This is a genomic window from Mesorhizobium sp. M7D.F.Ca.US.004.01.2.1 (assembly GCF_003997785.1).
Classification (GTDB): domain Bacteria; phylum Pseudomonadota; class Alphaproteobacteria; order Rhizobiales; family Rhizobiaceae; genus Mesorhizobium; species Mesorhizobium loti.
This window is the reverse complement of record NZ_RZRQ01000065.1, coordinates 1-22,573: the sequence shown is the minus strand read 5'-3', so window position 1 is coordinate 22,573 and position 22,573 is coordinate 1. Positions and strand designations below refer to the sequence as shown.

The 22,573-nt window shown below is 63.0% G+C and carries 24 protein-coding genes; 13 read left to right on the top strand and 11 right to left on the bottom strand.

Annotated elements, in window-relative coordinates; translation table 11 throughout:
* Positions 1-38: 38 nt before the first annotated feature.
* Positions 39-1,094 (bottom strand): sugar phosphate isomerase/epimerase, encoded by a 1,056-nt coding sequence (locus EN993_RS12225; RefSeq protein ID WP_127263338.1) that lies wholly within the window; start codon positions 1,092-1,094, stop codon positions 39-41.
* A gap of 400 nt (positions 1,095-1,494) precedes the next feature.
* Between EN993_RS12225 and EN993_RS12220 the strand changes: the two genes are divergently transcribed.
* The 5 genes from EN993_RS12220 to EN993_RS12200 are packed head-to-tail and all read left to right on the top strand — an operon-like array spanning position 1,495 to position 5,753.
* On the top strand, positions 1,495-2,382 hold the full coding sequence (locus EN993_RS12220; protein WP_109658683.1) for a sugar phosphate isomerase/epimerase: 888 nt from the start codon (positions 1,495-1,497) through the stop codon (positions 2,380-2,382).
* A 58-nt stretch (positions 2,383-2,440) separates the two neighbouring features.
* A complete protein-coding gene (locus tag EN993_RS12215; RefSeq protein WP_109658682.1) occupies positions 2,441-3,610 on the top strand; it encodes a mandelate racemase/muconate lactonizing enzyme family protein in 1,170 nt (389 codons plus the stop codon).
* Between the two features lie 2 nt (positions 3,611-3,612).
* The gene (locus tag EN993_RS12210) at positions 3,613-4,332 is read left to right on the top strand and encodes a FadR/GntR family transcriptional regulator (protein ID WP_027043339.1); all 720 of its coding nucleotides are present in this window, start codon (positions 3,613-3,615) and stop codon (positions 4,330-4,332) included.
* 14 nt (positions 4,333-4,346) lie between these two features.
* Positions 4,347-5,327: a hydroxyacid dehydrogenase gene (locus tag EN993_RS12205; protein WP_109661109.1), complete on the top strand. Its 981-nt coding sequence runs from the start codon at positions 4,347-4,349 to the stop codon at positions 5,325-5,327.
* Positions 5,328-5,369: 42 nt separating this feature from the next.
* On the top strand, positions 5,370-5,753 hold the full coding sequence (locus EN993_RS12200) for a hypothetical protein (RefSeq protein WP_109658681.1): 384 nt from the start codon (positions 5,370-5,372) through the stop codon (positions 5,751-5,753).
* A gap of 3 nt (positions 5,754-5,756) precedes the next feature.
* On the opposite strand, the gene EN993_RS12195 is transcribed toward EN993_RS12200, so the two are convergent.
* Positions 5,757-7,067, bottom strand: a complete 1,311-nt coding sequence (locus EN993_RS12195; protein WP_127263337.1) for an amidase — start codon at positions 7,065-7,067, stop codon at positions 5,757-5,759.
* Between the two features lie 105 nt (positions 7,068-7,172).
* Here EN993_RS12195 and EN993_RS12190 point away from each other — a divergent pair, with 105 nt between their 5' ends.
* Positions 7,173-7,520 (top strand): GFA family protein, encoded by a 348-nt coding sequence (locus tag EN993_RS12190; protein ID WP_127263336.1) that lies wholly within the window; start codon positions 7,173-7,175, stop codon positions 7,518-7,520.
* A gap of 57 nt (positions 7,521-7,577) precedes the next feature.
* Here the strand turns inward: EN993_RS12190 and EN993_RS12185 are convergent, their stop codons facing one another.
* Positions 7,578-8,486: an SDR family oxidoreductase gene (locus EN993_RS12185; RefSeq protein ID WP_109658678.1), complete on the bottom strand. Its 909-nt coding sequence runs from the start codon at positions 8,484-8,486 to the stop codon at positions 7,578-7,580.
* A 98-nt stretch (positions 8,487-8,584) separates the two neighbouring features.
* Here EN993_RS12185 and EN993_RS12180 point away from each other — a divergent pair, with 98 nt between their 5' ends.
* Positions 8,585-9,163 (top strand): TetR/AcrR family transcriptional regulator, encoded by a 579-nt coding sequence (locus EN993_RS12180; protein WP_245468750.1) that lies wholly within the window; start codon positions 8,585-8,587, stop codon positions 9,161-9,163.
* Between the two features lie 50 nt (positions 9,164-9,213).
* On the opposite strand, the gene EN993_RS12175 is transcribed toward EN993_RS12180, so the two are convergent.
* A complete protein-coding gene (locus EN993_RS12175) occupies positions 9,214-10,428 on the bottom strand; it encodes an MFS transporter (protein ID WP_127263334.1) in 1,215 nt (404 codons plus the stop codon).
* A gap of 91 nt (positions 10,429-10,519) precedes the next feature.
* On the opposite strand from EN993_RS12175, the gene EN993_RS12170 reads away from it, so the two are divergent.
* The 3 genes from EN993_RS12170 (at position 10,520) to EN993_RS12160 (ending at position 13,106) form a co-directional block, all read left to right on the top strand.
* Positions 10,520-11,503, top strand: a complete 984-nt coding sequence (locus EN993_RS12170; RefSeq protein ID WP_126070593.1) for an AraC family transcriptional regulator — start codon at positions 10,520-10,522, stop codon at positions 11,501-11,503.
* A 46-nt stretch (positions 11,504-11,549) separates the two neighbouring features.
* Positions 11,550-12,521 (top strand): AraC family transcriptional regulator, encoded by a 972-nt coding sequence (locus tag EN993_RS12165; RefSeq protein ID WP_127263333.1) that lies wholly within the window; start codon positions 11,550-11,552, stop codon positions 12,519-12,521.
* A 153-nt stretch (positions 12,522-12,674) separates the two neighbouring features.
* Entirely contained in the window at positions 12,675-13,106 is a 432-nt protein-coding gene (locus EN993_RS12160; protein ID WP_109658673.1) for a DUF4437 domain-containing protein, read from the top strand.
* A 6-nt stretch (positions 13,107-13,112) separates the two neighbouring features.
* Here the strand turns inward: EN993_RS12160 and EN993_RS12155 are convergent, their stop codons facing one another.
* The 7 genes from EN993_RS12155 to EN993_RS12125 form a co-directional block, all read right to left on the bottom strand.
* Positions 13,113-14,198, bottom strand: a complete 1,086-nt coding sequence (locus EN993_RS12155) for an ABC transporter ATP-binding protein (RefSeq protein WP_127263332.1) — start codon at positions 14,196-14,198, stop codon at positions 13,113-13,115.
* Positions 14,198-15,301: an ABC transporter ATP-binding protein gene (locus EN993_RS12150; RefSeq protein ID WP_126070596.1), complete on the bottom strand. Its 1,104-nt coding sequence runs from the start codon at positions 15,299-15,301 to the stop codon at positions 14,198-14,200. Before EN993_RS12150 ends, EN993_RS12155 begins: the two co-directional genes overlap by 1 nt.
* Positions 15,298-15,519: a hypothetical protein gene (locus EN993_RS12145; protein WP_109658670.1), complete on the bottom strand. Its 222-nt coding sequence runs from the start codon at positions 15,517-15,519 to the stop codon at positions 15,298-15,300. Before EN993_RS12145 ends, EN993_RS12150 begins: the two co-directional genes overlap by 4 nt.
* The gene (locus EN993_RS12140; protein WP_109658669.1) at positions 15,516-16,475 is read right to left on the bottom strand and encodes a carbohydrate ABC transporter permease; all 960 of its coding nucleotides are present in this window, start codon (positions 16,473-16,475) and stop codon (positions 15,516-15,518) included. Before EN993_RS12140 ends, EN993_RS12145 begins: the two co-directional genes overlap by 4 nt.
* A 1-nt stretch (position 16,476) precedes the next feature.
* On the bottom strand, positions 16,477-17,382 hold the full coding sequence (locus EN993_RS12135; RefSeq protein WP_109658668.1) for a sugar ABC transporter permease: 906 nt from the start codon (positions 17,380-17,382) through the stop codon (positions 16,477-16,479).
* A gap of 67 nt (positions 17,383-17,449) precedes the next feature.
* Entirely contained in the window at positions 17,450-18,766 is a 1,317-nt protein-coding gene (locus EN993_RS12130; RefSeq protein WP_109658667.1) for an ABC transporter substrate-binding protein, read from the bottom strand.
* A 358-nt stretch (positions 18,767-19,124) separates the two neighbouring features.
* A complete protein-coding gene (locus EN993_RS12125; protein ID WP_109658666.1) occupies positions 19,125-19,820 on the bottom strand; it encodes a TetR/AcrR family transcriptional regulator in 696 nt (231 codons plus the stop codon).
* A gap of 83 nt (positions 19,821-19,903) precedes the next feature.
* On the opposite strand from EN993_RS12125, the gene EN993_RS12120 reads away from it, so the two are divergent.
* From EN993_RS12120 to EN993_RS12110, 3 genes are read left to right on the top strand one after another with little or no spacing between them, the layout of a single operon-like run.
* Complete coding sequence (locus EN993_RS12120; protein WP_127263331.1) at positions 19,904-21,100, top strand: Tm-1-like ATP-binding domain-containing protein; 1,197 nt, start codon at positions 19,904-19,906, stop codon at positions 21,098-21,100.
* A 13-nt stretch (positions 21,101-21,113) separates the two neighbouring features.
* On the top strand, positions 21,114-21,980 hold the full coding sequence (locus tag EN993_RS12115) for a phosphoenolpyruvate hydrolase family protein (protein WP_127263330.1): 867 nt from the start codon (positions 21,114-21,116) through the stop codon (positions 21,978-21,980).
* Between the two features lie 4 nt (positions 21,981-21,984).
* Positions 21,985-22,401: a cupin domain-containing protein gene (locus EN993_RS12110; protein ID WP_127263329.1), complete on the top strand. Its 417-nt coding sequence runs from the start codon at positions 21,985-21,987 to the stop codon at positions 22,399-22,401.
* Positions 22,402-22,573: the final 172 nt, after the last annotated feature.

The window sequence follows — 22,573 nt, the reverse complement described above, 5'->3', positions numbered from 1 at the left end:
GATCGACCCCTCCCCTCAAGGGGGAGGGTAACACCGCGTCAGATACCCATCATGGCGCGCAGCACTTTCTTGTCCGTAGCGCCGCCGGCGAAATCGTCGAATGCCTTTTCCGTCACCCGGATGATGTGATGCTGGATGAAAGGCGCGCCCTCGGCCGCGCCATCTTCCGGATGCTTCAGGCAGCACTCCCATTCCAGCACCGCCCAGGAATCATAATTGTACTGTGTCAGCTTGGAAAAGATGCCGCCGAAATCCACCTGCCCGTCACCTAGCGAACGGAAGCGGCCGGCGCGGTTGGTCCAGCTCTGATAGCCGGAATAGACGCCTTGCCGGCCGGTCGGGTTGAACTCGGCGTCCTTGACGTGGAACGCCTTGATGCGCTCGTGATAGATGTCGATGAATTCCAGATAGTCGAGCTGCTGCAACAGGAAGTGCGACGGATCGTAGTTGATGTTGCAGCGCTTGTGGCCGCCGACCGCGTCGAGGAACATCTCGAAGGTCGCGCCATCGAACACGTCCTCGCCGGGATGGACCTCGTAGCCGACATCGACGCCATTGTCCTCATAGACGTCGAGGATCGGCTTCCAGCGCTTGCCGAGTTCGGCGAACGCTTCCTCGATCAATCCGGCCGGCCGCTGTGGCCACGGGTAGAGGTAAGGGAAGGCTAAGGCTCCGGAAAAGCTCACCGAGGCCTTCAGGCCAAGGTTCTTCGAGGCCTTGGCGCCGAACTTCATCTGCTCGACCGCCCATTTCTGCCGCGCCTTTGGATTGTTGTGCACCGAAGCCGGCGCAAAGCCGTCGAATTGCGCGTCATAGGCCGGATGCACCGCCACCAATTGCCCCTGCAGATGCGTCGACAGTTCGGTGATCTCGACGCCGGCGTCGGCGCAGATGCCCTTCACCTCGTCGCAATAGGCCTTGGAAGAGGCCGCTCTCTTGAGATCGAACAGCCGCGCGTCCCAAGTCGGGATCTGCACGCCCTTGTAACCGAGACCAGCCGCCCATTTGGTGATCGACGCCAGCGAGTTGAACGGCGCGGCATCGCCCGCGAACTGCGCCAGAAACAGTCCAGGGCCCTTCATTGTCGTCGGCATCGGCATCCTCCCTCATTTTTCTCGCGACCGAGCATGGCGCCGATTGGAAGCAGGGCCAGCCACTTTGGTCTTTTCAGATCGAGCGCATTGTGTACGCGCTATTCTGGTATTACCAAATATGGGAATTTGGTCAAGCCTCGCAATGGACCGTCGAACCTCTTTGGGCATGCGAAATCCAGGCATATAGATCAATATAATCAATGAAGTAATCTGCATTGGAAGTTGCCTTCCCACGCTTCTTGCCGTCCCGCAGAATTTGCTGTAGACCTCCTTTCAGGCCCAATTGGTCGAACCAGTTTGCGAGAAAAGGCTGGGGATGCCTTGGGGAGGAACCCTTGCGTCGCCTTTTGGCGATGCATGTCGCAGGCGAACCATAGAGACGAATTGGGAAGGACAGACCATGCATCTTTCGACGCACAACTGGATGCGCGCGGAACCCTTGGAGACGACGCTCAAGCGCATCAAGAAATTCGGCTATGAGTCGATCGAGATTTCCGGCGAGCCCGAGCAATACAAGACCAAGGAGACGCGCGCGCTGCTGAAGGAGCATGGCATCCGCTGCTGGGGCGCGGTGACCTTGATGCTGGGCGAGCGCAACCTCGCGGCCAAAAACCAGGGCCAGCGCGAGCGCTCCGTTCAGTATGTCAAGGACGTGCTGACCATGGTCAGCGAACTCGACGGCGAGATCATCACGCTGGTTCCGGCGACGGTCGGCAAGGTCGTGCCCGACGGCACCGAGGAAGAGGAATGGAAGTGGGTTGTCGATGCGACCCGGGAATGCTTCACCCATGCCAAGAAGGTCGGCGTCAAGATCGCGGTCGAGCCGCTCAACCGCTTCGAGACCTATCTGTTCAATCGCGGCGCCCAGGCCCTGGCGCTGGCTGACGCGGTCAGCCCTGAATGCGGCGTCTGCCTCGATGCCTACCACATCCACATGGAAGAATTTAACGTCTATGACGCGATCCGGCAGGCCGGAAAGCGGCTGTTCGATTTCCACGTCGCCGACAACAACCGTTTCGCCGCCGGCCTTGGCCAGATCGACTGGCCGAGGATCGTCGCCACCTTGCGGGAGATCGGCTACGATGGCGCGCTGACCAACGAGTTCGTCGCGCCCGTCGACCGGACACCGGCTGCACCTTATCCCGACATGGTCGAGCGCAATCCGGTCGACATCTCGCCAGAACAGCTGAAGTTCATCCAGGACCACGGCTCCAGCGTGCTCACGGAAAAGTTCTACACCGACCAGATGCGCATCAACGCTGAAACGTTGCTGCCGCTGATCAAGTAGCCGACTGCTGTTGGGGAATTTGCCCTTCCGCCAGGCGGCGGCAGGGCTGGGGAAGAATATGCGCATCAAGACCGTCCAAGCCTGGTGGGTCCGCATCCCGATCGAAGCCGCTCGGCAACACCGCAGCGACTTCGGTCAGGTGACGACCTTCGACGCCGCCATCCTGCGCATCGAGACCGATGACGGGCTGGTCGGCTGGGGCGAAGGCAAGAACGCCGCCGGCAGCGCCGGCAGCTACGGTGCGCTTGTCCACATGCTGAACCACGAGGTCGGGCCGCAGCTGATCGGCCGCGATCCGGCCGACATCGGCGTCATCTGGGAAATGCTCTACAATGGCGTGCGCCACGACAGCGCCGCGCGCGCCGGCCACGCCATGCCGCAGCTGGCGCGGCGCGGCATGAGCATCGCCGCCATCAGCGCCGTCGACATCGCGTTGTGGGACATCCTCGGCAAATCGCTTGGCGTTCCGGTCTGGCGGCTGCTCGGTGGCCGCAAGCTCGATCGCATGCCGGCCTATGCCTCGGGCGGCTGGGCGGCCGCCGACGCCATCGGCGAGCAGTTGAAGTCCTACATCGCCAAGGGCGGCTTCAAGGCCCTGAAGATGCGGGTTGGCGCCATGGACGGCGCAGCACATGTGTCCGCCACGCGCGTCCGCGCCGCACGGCAGGCGCTCGGCCCCGATGTCGAGTTGATGGTCGATGCGCACGGCACCTATACGGTGGCCGAAGCCAAGCGCTTCATCCACCTAGTCAACGATCTGGATCTCGCCTGGTTCGAGGAGCCTATCATCGCCGACGACAAGCCGGGCATGGCTGAAGTGCGGGCATCAGGCTCCGTTCCGATCGCCACCGGCGAAAGCGAGGCGACACGCTATGCCTTCCGCGACCTTGCTGTGCTGAAAGCGGCTGACATCTTCCAGCCCGATCCCGCCTTCTGCGGTGGCATCAGCGAGGCGATGAAGATCGGCACCATCGCCAGCGCCTTCAATTTGCGCTTTGCGCCGCATCTGTGGGCCGGCGCACCCTGCTTCTTCGCCGGCTTGCATGTCTGTGCCGCCTCGCCGTCTAGTTTTACCGTCGAATATTCGCTCGGCGCCAACCCGATGATCCACGATCTGATCGAAGAGACTGTCGAAGCAAAGGACGGTATGATAGCGATCCCGGAAAAGCCCGGATTGGGATTCACCATTTCTGAGCGATTCCTGGAGGCGCACGCGCAACGCAGTTGACGATGAAAGAAAAGAACCTCCTCGCGGAACTCGCCGCCTATCTGTTCTCCCACTCGGACAGCGAGACCGGCCGCACGCCGTCGGAACGTGAGCTGGCGGAGCATTTCGGCGTCAGCCGCGGCCAGATCCGCGAGGCGTTGGCCATCCTCGAAGCCATGCGCATCGTCGAGCGCCGGGCCAAGTCCGGCATCTATATCGACACCAAGCAGGCCAGTGTCGAAGCGCTGGCATTGTTCGCGCGCGCCGGCCTGCCGCTTGATCCCTTGCAGATCTATGAAACGGTCGAGCTGCGCAAGATCCATGAGATCAAGGCCGCCGAGCTTGCCTGCTCGCGCGCCACCGAGGAGAATTTCGAACGGCTGCGCGAGATCCTCAAGGCATCCGAGGAGCGCATCGCCGCCGGCGAAGGCCTCGCCAAGGAAGACCGCGAGTTTCATCTCGAGATCGTGCGCGCCACCAAGAACAGCGTCTTCCATAACATCTGCAGCGTCTACTATCTGATGGGCGAACAGCGCCTGCCGATCTACTTCAACGATCCCGAACGCAGCGTGCGCTCGCATGCCGAGCACGTGCAGATCTACGAGGCGCTGCTGCGCCGCGACGGCAATCTCGCCCAGGCGCTGATGAGCGCCCATCTGCAAGGGGCGGAGAGCTACTGGAAGGGCCTGATCGAAGGCGGCAAGGCGGTTGCGCCGCCAAGCCCCGCGCTCGAAAAGGCCTGACCGTGGCCCAGACCGTGCCGAAGATTCTGTCGACCCATCCGCTGCACCCGCGCGCTTCAGCCAAGCTGGCCGGCGCTGGTCAACTCGTCATCGCATCGGCGCTCGATCCTGCCACCTTGACCAGAGAGGCCAAAGACGCCGACATCGTCATCGTGCGCGCGCCACTGCCGCCTGCACTGTTCGAAGGGGCTTGGAAGCTGCGGGCAGCGATCCGCCACGGCGCCGGGCTCGACATGATTCCGATGGAAGCAGCCGCTGCGGCCGGCGTGCTGGTGGCCAACGTGCCGGCGGTCAATGCCCGCTCGGTCGCCGAACATGTCATGTTCACCGCACTTGCGCTGCTGCGGCAATTCCGCAGGGTCGACCGCGACCTGCGCGCCAAAGGCTGGCTCGCCGGACGCGAGCACGCCAATTCCAACATCGAACTTGCCGGCAAGACCATCGGCATCGTCGGCCTTGGCGCCGTCGGCCAGGCCGTCGGCCATATCGCGGCGCATGGTTTCGACCTCAAAGTGGTGGCCACGACGCGCAGCATGCAGCCGGCGCCCGAAAAAGTCGGCTTTCTGTCGATCGACGCGCTGGTCGAGCAGAGCGACATCATCGTGCTCTGCTGCCCGCTGACGCCGGAGACGCGCGGCCTGATCAGCCGCGAGCGCATCGCCCGCATGAAGCCCAACGCGCTGCTGATCAACGTGTCGCGCGGGCCGGTCGTCGATGACGACGCGCTGATCGAGGCCTTGCAGAAACGCCGCATCGGCGGTGCAGCACTAGACGTTTTCTCGACGCAACCGCTGCCGTCAAATCATCCCTATTTCAGCTTCGACAACGTCATCATCACCCCGCATATGGCAGGCATTACCGAGGAATCGATGATGCGCATGGGCGTCGGCGCGGCAAGCGAGGCGTTGCTGGTGCTGGCGGGCAAACTGCCGGTCAACCTACGCAACCCCGAAGTGGTCGATCACTACCGCAGGCGGTTTCCTCTCGACATATAGCGCATCGCGGTTTCGCCCCAATTCTCCGCGACGTTGCGAGCCATGTCCGGTCTTCGCCTCGCATTTCTGATTGCCTCGTCCATCTGCGCCTTGCCGGCACTCGCCGCGGCCCAGAGCAGCTATGTCTATTGCGACAACGGACTGCGCTGCTTCAAGGCGCCCTGCCCGTCGAACAGCGCGCTCGACCTTGCCACCGGCACGATCATCAAGGGCGTGTCGATCGACGCCAGCGGATTGCCGCAGGCCGACAAGGCGATAATCGATCAGTCCGACGTGCTTTACAGCGGAAAGATCGTCGTCAGGGGCTCGATCGAGCACCGCACCCAGACCATCACCGGCAACGAGTACAGCCTGCCATGGCTGGTCGCGACCCGCATCATACGGACCGCCAAGGACAGCGAACGCAAGCACTGTTCGTCGCACTGATAGTCAGTTCAGCCCTGGTCCCGCGCCAAGCAGCGCCTCTATTTCAGCCGCAATCCGCAGCAGGCGCCGGTCATACCCGCTGCGCGCCACCAGCATCAATCCGGCCGGCAACGTCGTGCCTTGCATCGGTAGCGAAATCGCACAAAGGTCGAACTGGTTGGCGACCTGCGTGTTGCGCAGCAGCAGGCCTTCAATACGGTCGCGCAGTTCGGCATCTTCAGTCATCGAGACGATGGTCGGCGCTGTCACCGGTGTGGTCGGCAGGGCCAGCACATCGACCGATGCCAGCCGCTCATCCATCGCAGCGACGAGCGCTGTGCGACGGCGCAGCGCCCTGATGTAGATAGGGGTTGGCAACATTGCTGCCCGCGACAAAGGCCCGCTGACGTGCGGGTCGACCGGCACCGGTGCCCCTGTCGCCAGCCAGTCGGCATGCACTTCGGCCCCTTCCATCGCGGCGATCGAACCACGCTTGGTGGCCGCGCGCATGTCGGCAAGCAGATCATCGATCGACAAATCCGCGGTCTGTGCGCCGGCCCGTTCGGCCTTGCCAAGACAGCGCTCAAACGCTGCCACGACCTCACCTTCCGTTTCTTCGAAAAGGACACCGCGCGGAATGCCTATGCGAAGCCCTGCAAGGGCAATCGGCGTCAGCGCGGTCGGCACCTCGCCGGCCATCACGGCGGCGGCGGCGGCACACTGGGCAACGGTTCGGGCAAGCGGACCGATCGAGTCCAGCGTGGCGGACAGTGGGAACGCGCCGGCGAGCGGCACGCGCCGCGCTGTCGGCTTGAAGCCGACAACACCATTGAGTGAAGCCGGAATGCGTATCGAACCGCCGGTGTCGGAACCGATCGATATCTCGCTCGTCCCCTCGCCGACGGAAACGCCGGCGCCCGAGGAAGAGCCGCCCGGAATGCGACTGGCGTCAACGGCATTGCCGGGCGTGCCAAAATGCTGATTGTCGCCGATCGCGGTAAAGGCGAATTCGGTCATGTTGGTCTTGCCGATGATGACCGCGCCGGCCTGCCGCAGCCGGCTGACGACGGCGGCATCGTGCGAGGCGGGCGCGGCGGTCTTGCGCATCAGCGAGCCGGCCGTGGTTGGTTCGCCGGCGACATCGAACAGATCCTTGATCGAGACAATGGTACCGTCGAGCGGCCCGAGCCTCACCCCTGCCCGCTTGCGGGCATCGCTGGCATCAGCCGCCGCTCGCGCGGCTTCGGCATAGAGCTTCGTGAACACGCGCTCTTCACCCGCATGGGCAGCGAGCCGCGCGAGGATGATTTCCAGTCGATCACGGACTGATTGCATTTTCGGTGTCGGACTCCAGACGCCTTGAACGTCCTTGAGGCATGGCTTGCCGAGACTTAACCCGGCGCAAGCAGTTTTGCACCCTGTCGAATGCGAGGAAATCCTATGCTCTACAAAGGCAGCTGCCACTGCGGCAAAGTCGCCTTAGAATTCAAGGCCGAACTGACCGGCGCCGTGCGGTGCAATTGCTCGATATGCTCGCGCAAGGGCGCCCTGCTGTGTGCCATCCCGCACGGGACCTTGCAGGTCCTGGCCTGGGGCGACGATCTCGGCACCTACACATTCGGCAACCATGCCATCGCACACCGGTTCTGCCGGGCCTGCGGCATCCATCCCTTTGCGGAGGATGTCCGTGAAGGCCGTGAACGCAGTGCCTACATCAACATCAACTGCGTGGCCGATCTCGACCCCTCGACCCTGTCGGTCTTCGATTTCGACGGGCGTTCGGCGTGAAGCAATTCCAGAGTGCGCAGCGGTTTTCAGTCCGGAATTGCGCAGGAATCAAATTACCTATCGATAGCCCGTCGCATCGGCGGGCTTGCCGGCATCCTGGACCTCCGGAACGTACCGCCAGGCGTCGGGCCGTGAGCCGTCGAGGTCGGTAAAGCCGTAGACCTGCGCGAGCCCGCCGCTGGACAGCGACTGCCCGTTCCAGCGCGAGCGATCCGCATCCGCCGCCAAAGCCGCAACGGCGCGGCCGACGAAGCGTGGCGTCTCGGAAATGACGAAATGCGGCACCTCAGCGGTGGCGTCGCGCCAATTGTCCTCGCTCACGCCAAAGGCTTCCAGCATCATCTCCGAACGCAGCCAGCCGGGCGTCAGCGACACAGACGTTGCGTCGTATTTTGCGAGATCCTTGGCGTGCGCCCATGCCATGCGCGTCACCGCGACCTTGGCAAGGTCGTAGAAGGGCGACAGCCGGTAGTGGTCGGCATTGTATTCGGCCGTGCCGTCGGTGACTTCGACGAGCAGCCCGCCCGGACGTTCGATCAGCAGCGGCAACGCATGGTGTGCTGTGATGAGATGCGTGTCGATGCCAAGCCGCAGCATGCGCAGACCATTGTCCAGATTGTGGTCCCAGACCGGCTTGTTCCACTCGAACAGCTTTTCGCCACCCCAAATGTCGTTGACCAGTATGTCGAGCCGGCCCTGTTCACTGCGGATGCGCTCAACCAGTCTGCGCACATCATCGGCCACCAGATGGTCGACCTGCACGGCGATGCCCTTGCCTCCGTTCGCCGAGACCAGTTCCGCAGTTTCCTCGATGGTTTCGGGCCGGGCATATTCGGATTGTTGGGCGCGCGTGCTGCGCCCGGTGACATAGACTGTGGCACCGGCAGCGCCGAGTTCGACCGCTATGCCTCGTCCGGCGCCGCGCGTCCCACCGGCGACCAGGGCAACTTTTCCTTGCAACGTCATTGAACTCTCCCAAAAACGCACTCATCGATCAGACACGGGCTGGTCTGTGCTGCTTACATCATATATAAATGATCATTCGGTTATATCAGGATGTCAAGATGACTCGCCCAAAAACCCAGTCCGACGAGCAGGTGCTGGAGACCGCGCACCGGTTGATCCACGAGCATGGTCCGGAAGCACTCACCTTCGAGCGCCTGGCAAAGGCTTGTGGTCTCTCCGGTGCAACGCTGGTGCAGCGCTTCAAGAACAAGGCGCAGCTGAAACAGCGCACCTTGCTGCACGCCTGGGACGGTCTCGACGAGAACACCAGGACGCTGGCAGCCACTGTTCCCAGAACCCCCACCGGCGCGGTCGCGCTGTTGGTGGCGCTGTCGCAAGGCTATGGCGGCATCGAATCCTATGCCGAAGGCCTGCTTGTGCTGCGCGAGGATCTGCGCGATGCGGTGCTCAGGGCGCGCGGTGCCGCCTGGAAGGCGTTCCTGTGCGACGCACTTGCAGCCTGTTTTGCTGAAACGCCCAACCCGCCACGCGACATCGGCCTGCTGATGGCCTCGCATTGGCAAGGCTCGTTGCTGTGGTGGAGCTTTGACCCGGCGATCGAACTGGCCGCCTATGTCGAGGACAGCCTGAACCGCTTCGTCGCTGCCATCACAACGGCGTCGGCCCGAGAACCGTGATGGTTCCCGGGCCGACGCGCAGTGTCAGGGAAGCCTGATTTGCGCCCAGGCTACTTGGCGCGCTTCGGGCCGCGCAGGAACACCACGATGGCCGCCAGCAGCGTCGCCGCGCCGCAATAGGCGAAGGCGCTGGCGACGCCGGCATGGTCGACCAGCAGGCCGCCGAAGACGGCGCCGAGCGCAATCGCCACCTGGAACGTCGCCACCATCAGTCCGCCGGCGCTTTCGGCCTGATCGGGCGCGGCCCGCACCAGCCAGCTCTGCAGCCCGACCGGCACCGCGCCGAAGGCAAAACCCCAGACCGCAACAGCGGCAGCGGCGACCGTGGGTGAAGCGCCGAAAACCAGCATCGAGGCGGCGGCCAGCGCAATCAGCAGGGGTGCCAGCGCAACGGCTGCCTTGAGGCTGCGTTCGGCCAGGATGCCGCCGGCGACATTGCCGAAGAAGCCGCCTATGCCATAGGCCAGCAGCACCAGCGAGATCGTCTCGATGTCGAGCACGGGCACCTTCTCGAGGAAGGGGCGGACATAGGTGAAGCCAGCAAAGTGCCCGGAAGCGACCAGCAGCACGACCAGCAGGGCGACCCTGATCGACGGACGCTCCAGCACGTCGAGCAAGGTGCGGAAGCTAGCCACACCCACCGGCGGCAATTTCGGAATGGCGGCTACCTGCACCAGCAGCGCCAGCGCAGCGACAACTGTCGCGATCATGAACGCGGTGCGCCAGCCCCAGATATCGCCGACATAGGCGCCCACTGGAGCGGCCGTGACGGTCGCCAGTGAAACGCCCGTCAGGATGATCGACATGGCGCGCGGCATCAGCCGCATCGGCACCAGCCGCAACGCCATCGCCGCCGACATCGCCCAGAAGCCGCCGAGTGCAACGCCGAGCACGACGCGGGCCAGCAGAAGCACGGTAAGCGTCGAGGCGAAGGTGGCCAGAAGGTTGGACAGGATCAGGAACCCTGTCAGCATCCACATCACCAGCCTGCGGTCCATGCGCCTTGTGATGATCGCCATGGTCGGCGCGGCGACCGCCGCGACGATCGCGGTGGCCGTCACCGCTTGCCCGGCAACGCCTTCGCTGACGCCGAGATCGCGCGCCATCGGCGTCAGCAGGCTGGCGGGCAGGAACTCCGCCGTCACCAGACCGAACACCCCAAGTGCCAGCGAGACCACGGCACCCCAGGCCGGCTCGGTTCGTTCGTCGGAATCTGCGGGGTTCAAAAGTGCGGCGTCGATGACGCCTGTCGCGGGTTCGGCCATGGTCAGTCTCCGATGTGTTTGCAGCGCAGCATTTGGCTGCAATGCAACATAGGGAGTGACCGCCTGGAGTTTCCATGCTAGAAACCCCATCATGTTTGACCATTCGTCCAAAATTCCAATCACTGGCGACCCGCTGACCGACATCTTGAGGGGCCTGCGTCTCGATGGCGTCGAATACGGCCGCTTCGAACTGAAGGAGCCTTGGGGCATCCAGTTCCCGGCCCAGCCCGCGGCGCGGTTTCATTTCATCGGCCGCAAAGGCTGCTGGCTGAAGCAGCCGTCCGGCGAATGGGTGGAGCTCAATGCAGGCGATGCGATCCTGCTGCCGCGCGGTGCGGCCCATATGCTTGCCAGCGAACCCGGCGCCCAGGCCTGGCCGATCCATGGCTACGAAGTCGAGGAGGTCTGCAAGGACGTCTACTGCATGTCGAACGAAGGCATGTCGGAGTGTTGCCGGCCGGGAACCCTGCTGTTCTGCGCCAGCATGTATTTCAATCTCGATGGCCTGCATCCCCTGCTCGGCATGATGCCGGACGTGATGCGCACGCATGAGCTGGAAGCCTACGAACCCGGCATTCCGCATCTCTTGGAATCGATGGCGCGTGAAGTGACGATGGAGCGCGTCGGCTCCGGCGGCATCCTGGCGCGGCTGGCTGACGTGCTTGCCGCCACCGTCATCCGCTCATGGGTCGAACGCGGCTGTGGTGACTCGTCCGGCTGGATCGCCGCGGTCAGGGACCGCGAAATTGGCCGCGTGCTGGCCGCCATCCATCTCGAACCGAACCACGACTGGACCGTCGAGTCGCTGGCCCGAATGATGGGCGCCTCACGATCGGGATTTGCCGAGCGCTTCGCCACCATCGTTGGCGAAACGCCGGCAAAATATGTCACCCAGGTCAGAATGCATCAGGCGCGACAATGGCTGATCCGCGACCGGATGAAGATCTCCGTTGTTGCCGCGCGTCTCGGCTATGAATCGGACGCCGCCTTCAGTCGCGCCTTCAAGCGCGTCATCGGCTCGGCGCCCAGCCACCTACGCGCCGAGGAACAGGCTGATATCCGTCAAGCCAACTAACGCATGGAGGCCGTGACGGGCTGGTGATTCCAAGCTAGAAATCGGCATGGTTTTCACCTCTTCCAAGACTATCTTGCCGGCCCCAGGCGGTCCGCTGACCGACATGTTGCGCGGATTGCGGCTTGATGGCGCCGACTACGGCCGCTGCGAACTTGGTGAGCCGTGGGCGGTGTTGTTTCCAGCTCAGAAGGCGGCGCGGTTTCACTTCATCGGTCGCCGCGGATGCTGGCTGTTTTCGCCATCCGGGGAATGGATTGAACTGAAGGCCGGCGATGCATTGCTCTTGCCGCGCGGCCCCGAGCATGTCCTTGCCAGCGCGCCAGGCATCCCTGCCGTGCCGATCGAACGCTACAGTGTCGAGCCTTTGCAGGACAACGTCTTCAGTGTCTCGAATGGAGGCCAGGGCCCGAAAACCTTGCTGTTTTGCGGCAGCATGCACTTCAACCTGGACGGATCGCACCCCTTGCTGGGCATGATGCCGGATATGATGCGCGCCGGGGAATTGATGGCGGGTGAGCCCGGCATCCCACACCTGCTGGAAGCCATGGCTGGCGAAGTGACCATGAATCGGGCCGGCTCCGGCGGCATGCTGGCGCGACTGGCTGATGTGCTGGCCGCAAGCATCATCCGTTCATGGGTAGAGAACAGCGGCGACGACACCAGCGGCTGGATCGCGGCGATCAGGGATCGGGACATCGGCCGCGTGCTGGCGGCCATTCATCTGCAGCCCGAGAAGACCTGGACCGTCGAAGCGCTCGCCCACGAGATGGGCGCCTCGCGTTCGGCCTTCGCCGAACGGTTCACGGCCATCGTTGGCGAGACGCCGGCAAGATATGTTGCCCTTGTGCGCATGCATCAGGCGCGACAGTGGCTGATCGACGATCGGATGCGGGTTTCGACGGTCGCCGCAAGGCTGGGCTACGATTCCGAAGCGTCGTTCAGTCGGGCATTCAAGCGGATCGTCGGCATCGCGCCCAGCCATCTGCGCACCGTCGACGGCACCTCCGAAGACCGCTGAGACCATCCCGGCCCGGCTGCCGTGGATTGCCGGATTTGGATGAATTGCCAAGCCTTCCGGACGCAATGTCATTGCCGGGCCGGTTGCATGCAATAGCTTGCCATTGCCAAGCAAGTGAGAGGTCGGCGGCAAGTCGGCCCGAGAGGAGAACCTATGCCAAATCATCTGAAGGTCCTGGCGTTCGCCGCCATGCTCGTGGCCTCCGGGCGCGCCTTTGCCCTGGAGGACAGCTACCTGCCGACCGACAAGATCCCCTATGTCGCCGAGGCACCGGACCAGCCGCAGCGCCTCGGGCCGCTATGGGGCGAAAGGGCCAAGGGCCCGGCGGGAACGTTGCTGAAAGTCCCGGGCAACTGGCGCGCGCCGGTTCACGCGCACACAGCCGACTACCGCGCAGTGGTCATCCAGGGCCTGTGGGCGCACTGGCAGATGGATGGCGGCGAGGCGACCAAGGTCGAACTGCCTCCGGGATCCTACTGGACCCAGAAGGCCAATGAGATGCATGACGATGCCTGCCTCTCCGACACCGAATGCGTGATCCTGCTGATCAACGACACGCCCTACGAAACCTACCTGCCGAAATAGGCGGGCCTATGACGCGTGCCGCAAGCTGACGCCGCTGCCCTTGTCGAATAGCACCACCTTGTCCGGGTTCCAGGCGAAGCGCACCGCTTGCTCGATGGCGACATCGGTCCTGGCCGGCACGGTGGCACGCAGCGTCGCGTCGCCGACGCGCAGCGTCAGGATCTTTTCGACGCCATGGTTCTCGACATCGTGGACGCGCGCCTCGACCGGCGCGCCGCTCTCGAGATAGACGTCCTCGGGACGAATGCCGAAGACGAGCGGGCGACCATCGGTCGCCGCACTCGCCTTCGCACCCCCCGAAAAAGGCAGTTCGAAATTCAACGGCGCCATCACCGCGCGGCCGTTGACTAGCTTGCCGTCGATGAGGTTCATCGGCGGCGAGCCGACGAAGCTCGCCACATAGGTGTCGCGCGGGTTGTTGTAGATCTCGTATGGCGTGCCGGTCTGGACGATACGGCCACGGTTGAGCACGCCGACCTTGTCGCCCATCGACATCGCTTCGATCTGATCGTGGGTGACGAACAGGAAGGTGGCGCCGAGTTGCATCTGCAGGTTCTTCAGTTCCGTGCGGAGCGCCTCGCGCAGCTTGGCGTCGAGCGCCGACAGCGGCTCATCCATCAGGAACACGCGCGGCTTGCGCACGATGGCGCGGCCGATGGAGACGCGCTGCATCTCGCCGCCGGACAGCTTGTCGGTCTTGCGATCGAGCAGATGCTCGATCCTCAGCGTGCGAGCGGCGCGGTCGACGCGATCCTTGATCTCGGCGTCGGGCAGCCGGCGGATCTTCGGCTTCAGCGGGAACTCGAGATTTTCGCGCACCGTGTAGCGCGGATAGAGCGAATATTGCTGCAGCACCAGCGCCACGTCACGCTCGGCCGCACCCCAGTCGGCAACGTCGACGCCATCGATGAAGACCTGGCCTTCGCTGGGCTTTTCCAGCCCGGCGATCAACCGCAGCGTCGTCGTTTTGCCGGCGCCCGTCTCGCCCAGCAGCACGAAGAACTCGCCATCGGCTATGTCGAGATCGAGCCCGGTCAAGGCGGTGTGGTTGCCAAAGGTCTTCGAGATGTTTTTCAGCTGGATATGGGCCATCAGAGTCTCACCCCCAGCGACTTGCCGCTTGCCGTGTCGAAGAAATGCGCCTGGGCCGGATCGATCCTGGCAAACACCTTCTCGCCGGGACCGCTGACGAAGCCGCTCTTGGTGCGCGCGCGCAGCATCTTGGAGCCGACCTTGAGGTCGACGATATCGAAGGAGCCAAGCGGCTCGACGATCTGCGTCTCGACCGGCAGGAACCCGTCGGCCGCATCGCGGCGGATGAGCACGCCTTCCGGCCGGATGCCGAGCGCCAGCTGGCCGCCGGCATGGCCATTGAGCTTCGACAGCAGCGCCCGCGGGAACTCGAAGCCGGCGGCAGCCCCGCCGACCGTCACCGAGACCGAGGACGCGGTCTCTGCCACCGCCGCATCGGCGACGTTCATCACCGGACTGCCGACGAATTGCGCCACGAACAGGTTTGCCGGACGCGAATAGACCTCGTCCGGCGAGCCGACCTGCTGCAGCACGCCTTCATGCATGATGACGATGCGGTCGGCGAGGCTCATCGCCTCGATCTGGTCGTGCGTGACATAGATGGTCGTCGAGCCCTGCTTGATATGAAGCCGCTTGATCTCCGCCCGCATCTCCTCGCGCAGCTTGGCGTCGAGCGCGCCGATCGGTTCATCCATCAGCATCGCCTTCGGCCGCCGCACCAGCGCCCGGCCAATGGCCACACGCTGCATGTCGCCGCCCGAAAGCGCCGACGGCTTCTTGTCGAGCAATTCGCTGATCTGCAGCGTCTTGGCGACCGAACGCACTTCCTGCTCGATCTCGGCCTTGCTCTTGCGCGTGGCACGCAAAGGGAAGGCGATGTTCTCGTAGACGCTCATATGCGGATAGAGCGAGAATGACTGGAAGACCATTGCGATGTCGCGGTCGGCGGCCTTCAGATGCTGGATCGGTTTGCCGTCGATGAGGATGTCGCCTTCGTCGATCGTCTCCAATCCGGCGATGGCGCGCAGCGTCGTCGTCTTGCCGCAGCCCGACTGGCCGAGCAGAACGATGAACTCGTTGTCGCTGATCTTCAGGTTGAGGTCCTTGATGACCTGGACGGCGCCGAAGAATTTCTGGACGCCGCGAAGCTCGATCTGGGTCAATGCTGTGCTCCCGGATTTCGCACCTGGCCGGTGCCGGCCTTCTCCTCAGGCGCGATCTTCGAGGTGATGTTGAAGCCGATCAAGCCGATCAGGGTGATGGTCAGACCGTAGGTATGCAACAGCAGGTTCCAGGGCTGGCAGAGCGCGATGATGCCGAGCACCATCAGCACCTGCGAACCCGGCTCCAGATACTTCTGATTGATGGCGCGAAAGCTCATTTGCGGATTGCTCCGAAGGACATGCCGCGCAACAGATGATTACGAAGCAGGAAGGTGAAGATCGCGACCGGCAACAGGAACAGGAAGGTTCCGGCGGCAATCACCGTCCAGTCCGGCAGGCCGGAGCCGACCTGGCTGGGGATGAACGGCGGAGCCGTCTGGGCGCGGCGGTTGGTCATGATCAGCGCGAAAGCATACTCGTTCCACGCCGTGATGAAGCAAAACACGGCGGTGGCGGCGATACCTGTGGCGGCCTCTGGCAGCACGATCTTGAAGAAGGCCTCCATGCGCGTGTAGCCGTCGACGAGGGCCGCCTCCTCATACTCTTTCGGGATCTCGTCCATGAAGCCCTTCATCAGCCACACCGAGAAGGACAGGTTGAAGGCGGTGTAGAGGATGATCAGCCCGATATGGGAATCGTTGAGCCCGACCGCCCGGTACATCAGGAACATCGGGATCGCCACCACCACCGGCGGCAGCATGCGCGTCGACAGGATGAAGAAGAGCAGATCCGCCTCTCCCTTCACCTTGAAGCGCGAGAAGCCATAGGCGGTGAACGTTCCCATGCCGACCGCCAGCACCGTCGAGGTGATGGCGATGATCAGCGAGTTCAGGAAACGGCTTGGATATCCCGACCACTGCACCTGGCCTTTGCCGTCGCGTACGATCTTCTCGCCGCCGTCGAAGACGACGCGCTCCCACCACGGGGCGGCCGCATACTCTTCCGGTGTCGGCGGGCTGCGCATTTGCGAGCGCTTGGTGAACAGCTTCACGAACGGCGATATTTCCGGCTGGAAGACGACCGTCGGTGGGATGGTGGTGGCGAGATTGCGCGGCTTGAACGCCGTCGAGGCGATCCAGTAGATCGGCGCCAGGAAGATGATCGTCACCACCAGCACCGCGACGATGGCGACGCGATTGAGACCGATTTCGGAAGAAGTGCGGACGGCGGCCATCTCAGCGCTCCTTCACCTTGTTGAGGTATTTGACGTAGATGTTGGTGATGGCCAGCACCATGATCAGCACGATGTAGGCGAGCGCGCAGGAGCGCCCAGTCTGCCATTCCTGGAACGCCATCTTGTAGAGCCGGATCGAGATCAGCTCGGCTGTCGGCTGGCTGGTCAGGATGTAGGCAAGATCGAATGTCTTGAACGCTTCCATGGTACGGAAGATGACGGCGATCATCAGGATCGGCGCCACCAGTGGCAGCGTGATGCGGAAGAAGGTGTAGAACGGCCCGGCCCGATCGATCGCGGCGGCTTCGTAGAGATGCTTCGGCACCGCCGAGAGGCCGGCTAGCGACAGCAACATAACGAAGGGCGACCACATCCAGATGTCGGTGAGCGCGACGGCGTAGAGCGCCATCTTGGGGTCCGCGAGCCACTCGAAGTTGCCGAGCCCGAGGAAATAATTGATGACCCCCCATGACGGATCGTAGAGCAGTTTCCAGAACAGGCCGACGACGGCCATCGAGAGCATCATCGGCAGCAAAAGCAGCGTCGTCAGCAATCCCTTCAAGGGAATGTCACGGTTGAGCAGCATCGCCACACCGAAGCCGACGAACAACTGGCCGGCGACCGAGACGATGACGTATTTGGCCGTGATGGCGAAATTGTTCCACACGAACGGGTCGTTGAGCAGGTCGCGATAGTTCTGCAGCCCGACGAAGTTCGCCGGCGCGTTGGTCGACGCTCTAAAATCGGTGAAGGAATAGCCGAGCGAATAGATCAGCGGAAAGATGTTGAAGACGATCAGGAACAGGACCGTCGGAATGATGAAGAGGTTGCGGATCGAGATGTCGCTGAGGCCGCGTGCGGCCGCTCTTGAAGACCTGTCCAGTGTGGTGATCATCGTGGTCGCCAAGACCCTGCTCCCGTTTGCAGAAAAAGAAACGGAGGAGGCACCAACGCCCCCTCCGTGAGACACGATATTATTGACCGCGGCCGTACTTCTTGAAGGTCGCGTTCCAGTCGGCAGCCAGTGCGTCCAGCGTTTCCTTGGCGGTGCCTTCGCCGCCGATCATGTAAGGATAGACGCGCTGGTTGAGCTGCTGCAGCAGTTCGGCATATTCCGGCACCGCCCAGAAATCCTTCACCTTGAACATGGTCTCATAGAAGGCCTTGTTGTAGGGCGTGGCATTCTGGAATTCAGCCGACTTCAGCACGGCCGCACTACAGGTGTAGCCGCCGAGTGCCGCCCACTTCTTCTGGGTCTCGTCCTTGATGAACCATTCCAGGAACTTCGTCGCCTCTTCCTGCTTCTGCGAGTAGGAGACGATGGAGATGCCTTGCCCGCCGAGCGCTGCGAACTGATCGCCGTTCGGGCCGGGAGGATTGGCGAAGAAGCCGGTGTTCTTGGCGTTCGGGTTCGACGCCTCGTTGATCAGCGAGGGGAAGAACGCGAAGAAGTTCATGCTCATCGCGGCCAGGTTTTCGGTGATCGCCTGGTTGTCTTCGACAAAGAACGACTTGGCCCAGCCCGGAGGGGTGAACTTGTAGAGTTCCTTGTAGGCGTCGAGCGCCGCCACGGCCTTCTCGGAGTTGATATGGCCGTCGACCTTGTAGGTCGAATAGTCGCCCAGATCGCCGCCATAGGAGAACAGCGCGTTCTCGAAGCCCATCGCCATCGCGTCGTAGGAGTTGTCGGTATAGATGGCGATGCCGTATTTCTTCTGATCCGGCCGGTAGAAGAATTCGGCGATGTCACGCAGTGCCTTGAAATCCTTCGGCACGTCGAGGTCGTAACCATACTTGGCCTTGAAGGCTTCCTTTTCCTTGGGATCCTCGAACCAGTCCTTGCGATAGGACCAGCCGACCGCATCGCCTTCGAGCGGGATTGCCCAGTATTTGCCGCTGTTGCCGGGATACTCGGAGTAATATTTCACCGTCGCCGGTGCCATGACATTGCCGAGGTCATGCTTCTTGAAGAAGTCTGTCAGGTCGACATAGTGGCCACCGGTCGAGCCGGCGCCGAGCCATTGCGAGTCGCCAACGACCAGATCGTAGGCGTCGCCATGGGCGTTGAACTCGGTGAAGGCCTTGGTCTGGAAGTCGGACCAAGGTGTGGTTTCCACCGTGATCTTGACGCCGGTTTCCTTCTCGTACTCGTTGCCGAGTTCCTGCAGATAGTTGGCCGGATCCCATTCGGCCCAGAAGATGGTGAGTGACTTTTCCTGCGCGTAAACGGACGTTCCGCAGGCAAGCGTTAAGCCGATACCAGCAAGTACGCTGGTCACTAACTTGCGCATAATGATTTCCTCCCTTGTGCGCATTCTACCTTGTCATGCGAGCCGGCAACGGGGCCGGCCCTGGTAGTTCCTCCCGTGATCGCACCTTTCCGGTTCCGAGCCTCCTCGCCCTGCCGGAAAATGGATCGCAGCCCTCACTTTCGATCCGCTTTTCTTGTCTGATCTGGTATTACCAATTCTGCATGCGCGTCAAGCCCTTTCTTGGCAGCTCGACTTGCCCATTGCTATCGGATTCCGGCTTTATCTGCCTGTTTTACCAAGATTTTCCTACTCAGTGATACGCGTGGGTGTTGTCCGGTACCCCGCACTGCGGTTAAGATCAGTAGTCGACATGCAAATCTGGTCGAACCAGATAGGGCTATTTCATGGCTGCCGTCGGATCGATGCTGTGTTCGTCGCCGATCGATTCCGCGACCGCCGCACGCACCAGCGCCCCGGCCGCCCATTGCGCGACCGACATCGTCCGGCGACTGTCCAGCCCCCATATATCCTTGAGCACGATCAGCACCTCGACACCGAACATCAGCGACAGCGCCTGCGCCAGCCGCTTGAAGTCTCGCGGCGGCAAACGGCCCTTGAGGGGCGCGATCGCCTCTTTCAGCAAGTCGATGCGGTGGCCGCGCGTGAAAGCCGGCTCGCCACCCAGCGTGCCGGCCTGACGCCGCGCCCATTGATCGAGCGACAGCTTCAGCGCTGCCTTGAACGTGGCTTCGAAGGCCTCGATGCGCGGCATGGCCGTGTCGAACAGCTCGGCGACCCGTCGCTCGGCATCGGCGGAGGTCGACTGCCAGGTCAGGATTGGCCCCAGTCCCTCGTCGACCACCGCTTGCACCAACGCGGCCTGGCTCGGGAAATAACGATAGGCAGTGGCACGGGAAACCTCAGCCGCCTCGGCGACCTCGCTGACCGAGGGCGTGACGCCCGCCTGCATCAGCCTTGTTGCTGTCTCCAGCATCAGCCGTTTCGTGCGTGCGCGCGGCCCGCGCTCTATCGCCTGGCCGTTTCCTCGCTCAGTGTCGTCGCTCGCCGTGGATTGTTGACGTGAGACATCCATATCAATACGATACGCGCGTCTCAAAAAATTGCAATGGCCTTCGCTTGCGGAAAGGCCGGGCAAACAGCCGGCAGGGAAACGCGATGAAGCGCATCTATGTGGTGGGCACCGCCGACACCAAGGGCGAAGAACTTGCCTTCCTGGCCGATGCGATCACTGCTGCGGGCGCAGCGGTGTCCCGCGTCGATGTCGGGACGCGCGACGCAACCATTCCCGTCGACATCACCGCAAAGGAAATTGCCGGCCATCACCCCGACGGTCGCGGCGCCGTGCTTGATATCGACGACCGCGGCACCGCGGTTGCCGCAATGGGCGTCGCCTTCGCCCGCTTCGTTCAATCGCGCAATGATATCGGCGGGATGATCGGCATTGGCGGCGGCGGCGGCACATCGATCATCACGTCGGGCATGCGCGCGCTGCCGCTCGGCCTGCCCAAGATCATGGTCTCGACGCTTGCCTCCGGCGACACCGCTCCCTACGTCGATGTCTCCGACATCATCATGATGCCCGCTGTAACCGACATGGCCGGACTGAACCGGCTCTCCCGCGTTGTCTTGCACAACGCGGCCCGAGCCATATCAGGCATGGCGGCCAGCCCGGCGCCGCCGCCCGACGGCAAGCCGTCGATCGGCCTCACCATGTTCGGCGTCACCACGCCTTGCGTGACGGCCATCGCCGACCAGCTCCGTTCTGCCTACGACTGCATGGTCTTCCACGCCACCGGCACTGGCGGCCGCAGCATGGAGAAGCTGGCCGACAGCGGCCTGCTGTCCGGGATCATCGACATCACCACGACCGAAGTTTGCGATCTCCTGTTCGGCGGCGTCCTGCCGGCAACCGAGGACCGTTTTGGCGCGATCGCCCGCACCCGGCTGCCCTATGTCGGTTCGGTCGGCGCGCTCGACATGGTGAACTTCTGGGCGCCTTCGACCATCCCGGAACACCATCGCGACCGGCTGTTCTACGAGCACAATCCCAACGTCACGCTGATGCGCACCACGGCGCAGGAATGCCGTGCGATCGGCGAATGGATCGGCACCAGGCTCGCTCGCTGCGAGGGGCCGGTGCATTTTCTCATTCCAGAAAAAGGCGTCTCGGCGCTCGACATCGAAGGCGGCGCCTTCTTCGACCCGGAAGCCGACGCTGTTCTCTTCGAAGCCATCGAGCGCACCATCAGGCCGAATGACCTGCGGCGCGTGACGCGCCTTCCGCTCCACATCAACGACCCGGAATTCGCAAAGGCGGCAACATCGGCCTTCCTCGACATCGCCAGACAGTGAGAGATCCCAAAAAATGCCCGCCATACCGCGTAAGGACATACTGAAGAGGTTCCGGGGAATGATCGACAAGGGCGTGCCGATCGTCGGCGGCGGCGCCGGCACCGGCCTATCGGCCAAGGCCGAAGAGGCCGGCGGCATCGACCTCATCATCATCTACAATTCCGGCCGCTACCGCATGGCCGGGCGCGGCTCGGCCGCCGGCCTGCTCGCCTATGGCAACGCCAACGAGATCGTCAAGGAGATGGCCTACGAGGTGCTACCGGTGGTCAAGAAGACGCCGGTGCTGGCCGGCGTCAACGGCACCGATCCCTTCGTCATCATGCCGCTGCTGCTGGCAGAGCTGAAGACAATGGGCTTTTCCGGCGTGCAGAATTTTCCCACCATCGGCCTGTTTGACGGCCAGATGCGGCAGAGCTTCGAGGAGACCGGTATGGGCTTCGGGCTCGAGGTCGACATGATCGCCGAGGCGAACAAGCTCGACCTGTTGACCACGCCCTATGTCTTCAACCCGGATGAGGCCCGCGCCATGACCAAGGCCGGCGCCGACATCGTTGTCGCCCATATGGGCGTGACGACAGGCGGCTCGATCGGCGCCACCTCGGCCAAGTCGCTCGACGACTGCGTTCTCGAGATCGACGCCATTGCCAATGCGGCACGCTCGGTGCGCAAGGACGTCATCCTGCTTTGCCATGGCGGGCCGATCTCGATGCCCGACGACGCCCGCTACATTCTCTCCCATGCCAAGGGCCTGCATGGCTTCTATGGCGCCAGCTCGATGGAACGGCTGCCGGCCGAGGCGGCGATCGCCAAGCAGACCGCCGATTTCAAAGCCGTCACGCTCAGCGGCCAGAAAACCACATCCAAGAAAGAGAAGGGATGAGACGATGATCGACAAGAGCAAGGTATTTGTCTACCCGAAGGACGTCAGCGCCTTCGGCTTCGACTGGGGAAAATTGGCGCTGACGGTGGCGCCTGAAGTGAATGGCGCGACCCGGTTTTCCGGCGGGGTCGTCGACCTGCCGTCGGGCAAGGGCCACACGCGCCACAACCATCCGGGCGCGGAAGAAATCATCTTCGTCATCTCAGGCCATGGCGAACAGATGGTCGAGGACGAGAAGGGCAATCCGGTGGTCGAGAAGGTCGGCCCCGGCTGCACCATCTACGTGCCGGAAAGCCGCTTTCATTCGACGCTCAACACCGGTGACGGGCCGATGCAGCTTTTCGTCGTCTATTCGCCGGCCGGCCCGGAGCTGGTCCTGCGGGAATTGCCGGATTTCAGGCTGATCCCGGCGGGGCAGTGATCTTCCTCCGTCCCGCGTTTGCTGGGAGGCCCCCTCATCCGACCGCTTCGCGGCCACCTTCTCCCCAAGGGGAGAAGAGACGAGCATCATCGCCGGCTCCCTCCTCTCCCCTTGGGGAGAGGTTGGATTGCCCCGAATTGCTCTTCGCAATTCGGATGGCAATCCGGGTGAG